This is a genomic window from Romboutsia sp. (genome assembly GCF_051659545.1).
Taxonomy (GTDB): domain Bacteria; phylum Bacillota; class Clostridia; order Peptostreptococcales; family Peptostreptococcaceae; genus JBOFOR01.
Genome location: NZ_JBOFOR010000009.1, coordinates 1 through 8479, shown reverse-complemented (window position 1 = coordinate 8479; position 8479 = coordinate 1). Strand labels below are relative to the sequence as shown.

Annotated in this window: 7 protein-coding genes; 2 read left to right on the top strand and 5 right to left on the bottom strand. The window is 27.9% G+C overall.

Annotated features, from left to right (window positions below):
- Both ACRC03_RS00440 and ACRC03_RS00435 read right to left on the bottom strand, forming a co-directional pair.
- Nucleotides 1–1869 (bottom strand): CgeB family protein (locus ACRC03_RS00440; RefSeq protein WP_438650570.1); only part of this gene is annotated, 1869 nt, incomplete at its 3' end.
- Between the two features lie 304 nt (nucleotides 1870–2173).
- Nucleotides 2174–2677, bottom strand: coding sequence for a fasciclin domain-containing protein (locus ACRC03_RS00435; protein WP_438650569.1), 504 nt, complete (start codon nucleotides 2675–2677; stop codon nucleotides 2174–2176).
- A gap of 174 nt (nucleotides 2678–2851) precedes the next feature.
- Here ACRC03_RS00435 and ACRC03_RS00430 point away from each other — a divergent pair, with 174 nt between their 5' ends.
- Both ACRC03_RS00430 and ACRC03_RS00425 read left to right on the top strand, forming a co-directional pair.
- Nucleotides 2852–3058 carry a hypothetical protein gene (locus tag ACRC03_RS00430; RefSeq protein WP_438650568.1) on the top strand — a complete coding sequence of 69 codons (207 nt, stop codon included), beginning with the start codon at nucleotides 2852–2854 and terminating at the stop codon, nucleotides 3056–3058.
- Nucleotides 3059–3137: 79 nt separating this feature from the next.
- Entirely contained in the window at nucleotides 3138–3566 is a 429-nt protein-coding gene (locus ACRC03_RS00425) for an NINE protein (RefSeq protein WP_438650567.1), read from the top strand.
- 142 nt (nucleotides 3567–3708) lie between these two features.
- On the opposite strand, the gene ACRC03_RS00420 is transcribed toward ACRC03_RS00425, so the two are convergent.
- The 3 genes from ACRC03_RS00420 to ACRC03_RS00410 all read right to left on the bottom strand — a co-directional run.
- Nucleotides 3709–4647: a radical SAM protein gene (locus ACRC03_RS00420; protein WP_438650566.1), complete on the bottom strand. Its 939-nt coding sequence runs from the start codon at nucleotides 4645–4647 to the stop codon at nucleotides 3709–3711.
- Between the two features lie 102 nt (nucleotides 4648–4749).
- Nucleotides 4750–5115, bottom strand: a complete 366-nt coding sequence (locus ACRC03_RS00415; protein ID WP_438650565.1) for a hypothetical protein — start codon at nucleotides 5113–5115, stop codon at nucleotides 4750–4752.
- 250 nt (nucleotides 5116–5365) lie between these two features.
- On the bottom strand, nucleotides 5366–8479 hold a 3114-nt coding region (locus ACRC03_RS00410), incomplete at its 5' end, for a S8 family serine peptidase (protein ID WP_438650564.1).

The following is an 8479-nucleotide window of genomic DNA, read 5'->3' as shown; positions in this document are numbered from 1 at the left end:
TTCTTGAACTTTTTCAAAATTATTCGGTTTAATATTATAAAATATATATTGATGTGTAGATATCATTTTACTATCTATCAATAAACTGTCATCTATAACTTCTAGTTCTACTTGATTAATATTTCCAGATATTAGTTTTTTAAAATCTATCTCATGCATATTTGTAAATTCACTCATTTTATTTTTTTTAAAATATTTATTTTCTATTTCATCAATATTTTTTCCTATATTTATATCATCTATATCTAAAACATATTTATTGTCTAAATCCTTAGCGTATAAGTTGCCATTGTATATATAATTAAAACAATCTATAGAAATCATTTTACTTTCTTTTATACTCTTATTGTGTAATGTTTTTGATAAATTCTTTAGTTTATAATTGCTAATTTTTTTTGTTTTAATTATTGAATTTCTGTACATCAGAGATCTAATATGTCTATATTCACCTTCATTTATCATTAATACTAAATTAGGATCTTTATAGTAATATGAGGATTTTCCAATAGCATCACATTGGGGTGCATATAAAGTTCCACACATTAAATCTGTTAAATAGTTTGCTCCATAGAAATCATCCCTATGAAAAAAACTTATATATTCTTCTTTAATAATATCTAATACAGTCTTATCACATATTTCATTATTATTATATATAATATTACTATCATTACACAAACTTTCAAATGATGAAAATATATACAACTTTTTGTTTTTATAATTTTGTTTGTTAAATTGATTGTGAATTAATTTAATTTCATCTTTCTTGTCTTCAAATGCTATTACTGCTACACTAGGCCATTTACTAGTACTATTTACATTAATAGCTTTTTTGATAATATCATTAAACCTATCTTTATAAGTATGGTTTTCTAATACCTTTCTTAATGCTAATAACCTATACTTTTTATATGTTAACTCATCATTCATAAATTTTTTAATATTTTCTTCAAGGTCAAATTTATTTTCATCATGTATAGTCAAATCACCAAAAAACTCTACCATGCCTTTTGAGTATGAGCTTATTACTAATGTATTTGATGCCATTAATTCTAGTACCCTTCTTGCAAACATTGTATAAGAATCATTTATAGAATTTAAATTTATACCATATTTATATCCTTTGTATGCTTTTTCAACTTCTTCTACTTTGAGATTTCCACATATATTTTCCTTGTATTTATCAGGAAATGTAACGTCATCATTATTTTTACCATAGTGTCTATCATAAATTTCAAGACCATATTTCTTAGCAATATCAGCAATAAGCATAAATTCGCTTTCTCTTTTAGGAAATTTTTTTCTATAGTAAGATCCAGCAAAACATATGCTATTTTTCCTACTATTATAAATTTCAATAGGATTATGAATAGCCGTTTGTGCAGCAAAAGGAAGAAGATACACATTATTATGACCTAATATTTCTTTATATTTGTTTACACACTCTATCGCCGTAGTGTAAACTATATCAAAATTTCTAGCCATATTTAAAAATCCATTAAAGCTATATGGATCTTCTTTATTCCAAAATACTGTTGGAATGTTCTTTGCTTTACAAAATTTAACTAATTGTACTAGCTGACTCAAATGTTCACTGTCGGGGTGTTTCCAGGCTCCATTGTTGCCAAACCAATAAGACTCTACTAATAATATTTCAGGCTCTTTTTCCAAAATGACTTTCTTCCAATTTTCAGGTGTTATGTCTATTAAATTGCATTCATACTTAAAGCATTGATAACTAAATTCATCAAGTATACATGCAACTTTCCTTAATTGATTTGCTTCAGTGTCTCTTGTGTTTATATTAAATTTATAAGGCTTATATATATCTTCAATTAAATTATTAATCTTAATTAAAATTCTAATCATCCTCCTAAAATGCTAAAGTTCTGGATAATCACACTTGCTTATATTTCCATATTATGATAATGGTACTATATTATATGTTTTGTGAAATATTTGGTTCTTTTAAAAGTATAAATTAAATTTTTTGGTGATTTTGTGTTTTTTACAATTCAATTGCGTAATAACTAAAATTATTGAATATTATGTTGCTAATCTTTGCACTTTGTATGATATCTAGTGAAATTTAATAAGATGATCCCTAATCAATATAGAGATCATCTTATAAATTATTTGATAGTATACTTTATATTAGTTTTGATTAATAATACTATTTAGGTATTATAACAGTATCAATTACATGTATTATTCCATTTTTCCCTGTAATGTCAGTGACAACTATTTTTGCACCATCTATAAATACTTCACCATTTTTAACTTCTATTTTAGCTTTTTTACCATTTGCCATTTCTATTTCCTTACCATTTAATGCAACTACATCTTTAGCAGTCAGCTTATCTTTTGCAACATGATATAATAATATATCTGTTAATGTAGCTTTGTTTTCAGGTTTTAAAAGATTTTCTACTGTACCAGCAGGAAGCTTTTTAAATGCTTCATCTGTTGGAGCAAAAACTGTAAATGGTCCATTACCTTTAAGTGTTTCTGTTAATCCTGCTGAATCTAATGCTGTTAGTAAAGTTGTAAATCTACCATCTTCCTGTGCTATTTTAATTATGCACTTTTGTTCGTTTTTGTAAGCGTAACTTGTTGTTGTAAAGATTATTGTTGTTGCAATTATTAGTGATAAAAATAAACTAGTAACTTTTTTCATTTTGTTCTACTCCTTTTGTAATAATTTCATTTCACGTTTATTCTATCCTAATGTGGTATTATTATTATTAAATTTAAGAATTATCATTTATTTTATTTGTAATTTATTAGTTACTTTTTCTATTTTTTTAAATGCTATAATATCCTTAAATTAGAAATTTCAGGGGGGAATGTAATGAACTGCTTAAGATGTGAAACAGAACTAAAATTTTCAAAAGAATATAGATTTGATAGCCAAGACAACAATCGTGGTTTTTTTAGTATGATGTTTGATGTAGAAGATCACTTAGTCTTTGATGTCTATGTATGTCCAAACTGTCGTAAAACTGAGTTTATCTATAAGTCTAATCTAGGTGGATTTGGATCTATGTTGGGTGAATAACATATGTAATATTCATCTTATTTAATGAATATCATAGTATAATAAAAGGCTATTTATTATTAATTAAGGGAGAGATTGAATGTACTGTAAAGAGTGTGGAGAAAATTATTTAAATGAAAATGCTACTTTTTGTATACATTGTGGGGTAAAAAAAGGAAATGGTAATGTCTACTGCGATCATTGTGGTACAATGAGAAAATCTGCTAATCAAGATGTATGTTTAAATTGTGGAAAAGACTTAAAGAAATTTTTCCCTAATTTTACTTCTGAGAAAACAAAGTTAGTTTTATTGTTGCTTTGGTTCTTCTTGGGTGGTTTTGGAGCACATCATTTTTATGTAGGAAATAATAGTAGAGGTATATTGTATCTCTGTCTAACATTAGCTGGATTTCTAACTTTTGGAATAACAACTTTTGTTGTTTTTATATTTGTTATTATTGATTTAATTAATATATTGACAGATAAGTTTAAAGATTCTAATGGCGATATTATATCACGATGGAACTAAAGTTTATGTACTAAATATAGGTTATCTAAAAAGGTATTATCTCCACAGGAAATAATACCTTTTTTAATATATTTACTTACATTACTTTATTTCCAATTAGCTGCTTTAGAGTATTTTAATTAATAACCATTAAGTTATACTTCTACAAGCCTCTAAATTCTTCTCTCTTAAATCTACTATATTCTTCAGCTCTTTGAATATCTTGTAACAACTTATTTTTATCTTTATTTAAAGTTCCAGCTAAAGATATATAGTTAGATGCATGATTGCTTCTAAATATGGTTCCTTCACTGTCTACATTTTTTAGGAATATCTTCATTTCTTCAAGTACATCAGTAGGTGTTAGAAGTTCTAGTTTGCCAGATTTCACTTCATCATACAGAGGAACACCTTTTTCAACTATTAAAGTTAATAAACCAACATAGTCAGGTTTTATAATACTTACTACTTTCGCTGAATTTAGTGCATGTTCTTTTAATCTCTTTTTTCCACCTAATCCAGAAATCAAAGTCATGGATAAAGTCATTTTAGCATTTTTTACTTTTAAACCTGCTTCTATCATTTCCTCTGTCGTTACACCTTTTTTCACATCTCTTAAAATAGTGTCATCACCTGATTCAAGACCTACATAAAGCATATCTAGACCAGCTTCTTTTAGTTGTTTTAGTTCTTCTTCTGTTTTAGATAATATATCTTTTGGAGCTGCATAAGTTGAAATACGTTCAGCTTCTGGAAATATTTGTTTTATTTTTTTTAGTAGGTATAATAAGTCTTTAGTATTTACTATTAACGCATCTCCATCAGCTAAAAATATACGTTTTACTCCATTAGGATAATACTTTCTAGCAATTTTGAAATCTTCTATTACCTCTTCTAAATTTCTCACTCTGAAATTTTTATCTTTGTACATGGAACAGAATGTGCATGTGTTTCTTGCACATCCTATTGTTAATTGTATAATTAGACTATTTGCTTCACTTGGTGGTCTATATACGTCCCCTTCATATCTCATATATTTTTTACCTTTCATATTATCTATTATTAGACTATAATCTTTTTTAGGTTTTATACTACCACTCATGTTTAGGTGTTTCGCTTTATATGATAATTATAATAACATTATATATCGTATATTTTAAGATTAGATGTTAATATTAATAGGTGTGTAATAAAAGTACTTTTGTTATTTCCAAGTATAGGCATCTTTCATTATATTTTTTTGGAATAAGTCCTCAAACTTTTCGTTAATTCTAATAAATTCATTAGTTAGTTCTGTTTTATCTCTATTAGTTAGATTTAGTTTAAAGGATTTGTTTATACCTATTGCAAGTTTACCCATGGATATTCTAAAGTCTTCATAATTTTTGTCATATAACTTGTATTCTTTGCTTAAGTCTTCTAGTTTTTGTAGTTCTAGCTGTACTTCTTTTTTAAGCTCAATTATATCATTAGCAGTTTTTATGTTATTGTTAATATGGGTTGTGTTGGGTTTGTTTTTTATTAGATAGTTTTTGTATTCATTTATTATTTTGTTGCTTTTTATGTTCATAAATAATTTCTCCTATTTTTAATATAGCTGTTATTTGTATTTATACCCAATAATTTTTTAGGTATAACATAAAATGTAACTATACTATATAGTTTGCCAATTAATAAGTAGCAATAACCTTACAATAGATGATTAGTGTAAGATTGACAAAACTCATCAACTTTTGTACAACTCACGATTTAGTTATAGGTTAACTAGAATGCAAAGAGAGGGGTAATTGCCCCTCTCTTTGACTATAATAAAATAATTTTTAGTTGTATCCTATTTCTTTTAATACATCCTCTAGTGTTTTTCCGTCTTTCTGTAATTCTGGTTCTTTATAGTTATCTAACTGAAGGTTAGTAGCTCCAAAGTTGTTAACTATATATTCCATATCTGTTCTATCAACTTTTTTATCAAAGTTGAAATCTAGATTTTTCATAGCTTCAGTAGTTACAGGTTTATTGTAAGATTTAGCTACATTCATAGCATCTACTATATCTATAGCACCATCTTTATTAGTTTCTCCTGCTAGTATGTCAGAGCCTACTTCTGCTCCTGACATATCTAGGTATCTACTTATAAGTTTTCCATTGTATATTTTATATGGACTAAATGTACCTTTTCTTATAAAGTGACCTGGTAAATCAAGTACAACTCTAAACTTATCCTTTGATATTGGTAAATTTGTAGATGAGAAAGATTCAAAATATTCATAGTAATCTAAGTTGATTTTCTTTCCTTTAGCATCTTCTACCCAATAGTGCTTATTTAAGTCTTCAAGTTTAAAGTCATCATTCATTACACTCCATGCAATTCCTTCTGGAATATTTCCTTGAATAAGCATTGACGAAGCTTGTGGTATTACTTGTACGTGGTCATACATTCTCATTATTGTATTTGTAAGTTCTACTAGATTTCCAGCTTTATCTTTTATTTCTGGCTGTACACATTCAAGTCTTGCTTCATACATTACAAATTTAGTATCATTTACTAACTTCATTTCAACCTCTACAAGTGGTATATCAAGATTTATGTTTACTGGTTTTCCATTTGCATCAAGTATATCAACTTTAACATCAGCTACAAGGTTAGTAAAGGCATCTCTTACATTATAAGATATTTTAGATTTATATTTATTATCTTTTATTAATTTTTCAGCTTCTTTAGTAAGCTTTACTTTCTTTACTTCAAATCCCTTATCGAATTGAAGTGGTAGTAATAAACTACTTGCATTATTTATATTTTGAGTATTTAATATTACTGTCATACTTTGCCCTTTTTCAACTTGAGCTTGTTTAGAAGTTGTGCTCACATAGTGTTCATTTTCATTAATGAATGTATAGTTGTTATCTTGATTTGCTGTATAAGAAAATGCTTGGTCAAATCCCATTAACTTTCCACCATATAGAGGTCTTCCTGATGCTATTAAATCTTCTTGAGTTACTGGTATTCTAAAGTCCCCATTTTCTTCTACTATACCTACCTTATCTGCGTAAACTGCCATTATATCTTTAATACTAGTATCTACATTCATACTATTAAGTAGGTCTACACTATTGTCTTTAATATTTCCTTTTATCCAAAAGGCTTTTAAATCATTTCCATTAGCATCTTTTTCTACTGTCATATTTTTTTCACTTAGTTCATATACACCTTCTGGGTGATTTACATTTGTTATTTTAGGTGCTTCATTATCTACAAGTAATGGATGTTCATTAGTTATAATACTTCCATCTTTATTTATAGCTTGTAGCACTAATTTGTATTTACCTTCAGTTAACATATCTGGTACGTAATTTATATTCCCATTTATATCCACTGGATAATATCCTGGTCTTGAACCTACTATATATTTAACACTATATTTACCTGGTCTTACTCCTGTTGTAGTTATACTTCCACCATATCCCATTATTTTATCACTATCAAAATCTTTAAATAATATATCTATTCTTTCAATTGGAGACATTATGTCTATAGCTGCGTGAACACCTTGAGATTGTGTTCCTGTTAATTCAATTTCACTTGAAACACTTACTCTATTCATTTCTGAGTTGAAGCCTTTCTTTGTATGTCTTGCACTAAATGGTATTCTGTAGTCATCTTCTCCATCTTTTATATGGATAACTCCTTGATATAATCCAAGATCTGCACTTTTTGGTATAACTATTTTAGGTGATAATTTTTCTTGACTATTTGCTGCTACATTTATACTTTGTGGTAATTCAATTTTCACATTATTTGTATTTGCATCTTTACCACCATGTTCTGTACCTAAGTATTCTACTTCGATTGTAAAATTCTTAGCTTGTTCTGATTTATTTTTAACTACCATATCTATTGCTTTGCTCGTTTCACTTTTAGTTTCATCTTGAATTATATATTTATAAGATAAAGAACCTGTAATATCATCTACTGTTACTTCATTACCATAATCGTCTAAGGATAAGTCTTTGTCTAATACTTGAATTGATATCTGAGAGTGAACAGCATCGTATGCATCTACCCTTCCTGGTCCTATCTCATTTACTGAATAAGATTTAGCCATTTGTTCTCCACTGTTCATTATTTTTGTCTTTACATCAAAGGCAGAATATTCTACACCGTTATCCTTACCTTCTTGTTCTATAAGAGCTGCTATACCTGCTATTTGTGGACTTGCCATTGAAGTACCACTCATTCTAGTATAAGCTATTTTATAATCTTCACCTTCTTCTTTGTGATTCATAAATTCTGGGTAAGTGGATAATATAGATACACCGGGTGCTACTATATCTGGTTTTATATCTTCTGAATCACTTGGACCTCTAGAACTAAAGTCTGCTAGTTCATCGCCGTTTGTAGTTATAATACCATTTTTATTTAAAATTAATTTTTGACCTGTTGATTTTAATAATTCATCACCTACTGCTTTTGATACCGCTAGTGTTGGAATGAAATCTACGCTTTCACCTAAATAGTATTGTATCTCACCATCTATATTATTAAATAATATCGCACCTAATGCGCCAGCCTTTTTTGCATTGGCAACTTTATCAGTTAAAGATAAGTCACCACGACTTATTAATGCTATCTTTCCACTTAAATCTTTTCCTTCATAGTCTGTTTCATATCCATATCCACAATCAACAATTTCAAGTTCTTTATTCATCAAGGTATCTAGTGAAGTACTAAAATCTTTTGCCATTAATTTACCTTGTAGTGTTTGCTCTGCTATTTTAATTTCAAAAGTATCTAGTTTTATAGAAACACTGCTTGCACCTACAGATATTGGAAGTGGTGCAGCACCTGGCATACCAACAGTTGATTCATCTGGCCCTGCATTTCCATTAGCTATAACTGTAACCATTCCTGCTAACATTGCATTGTTACATACTGCTGT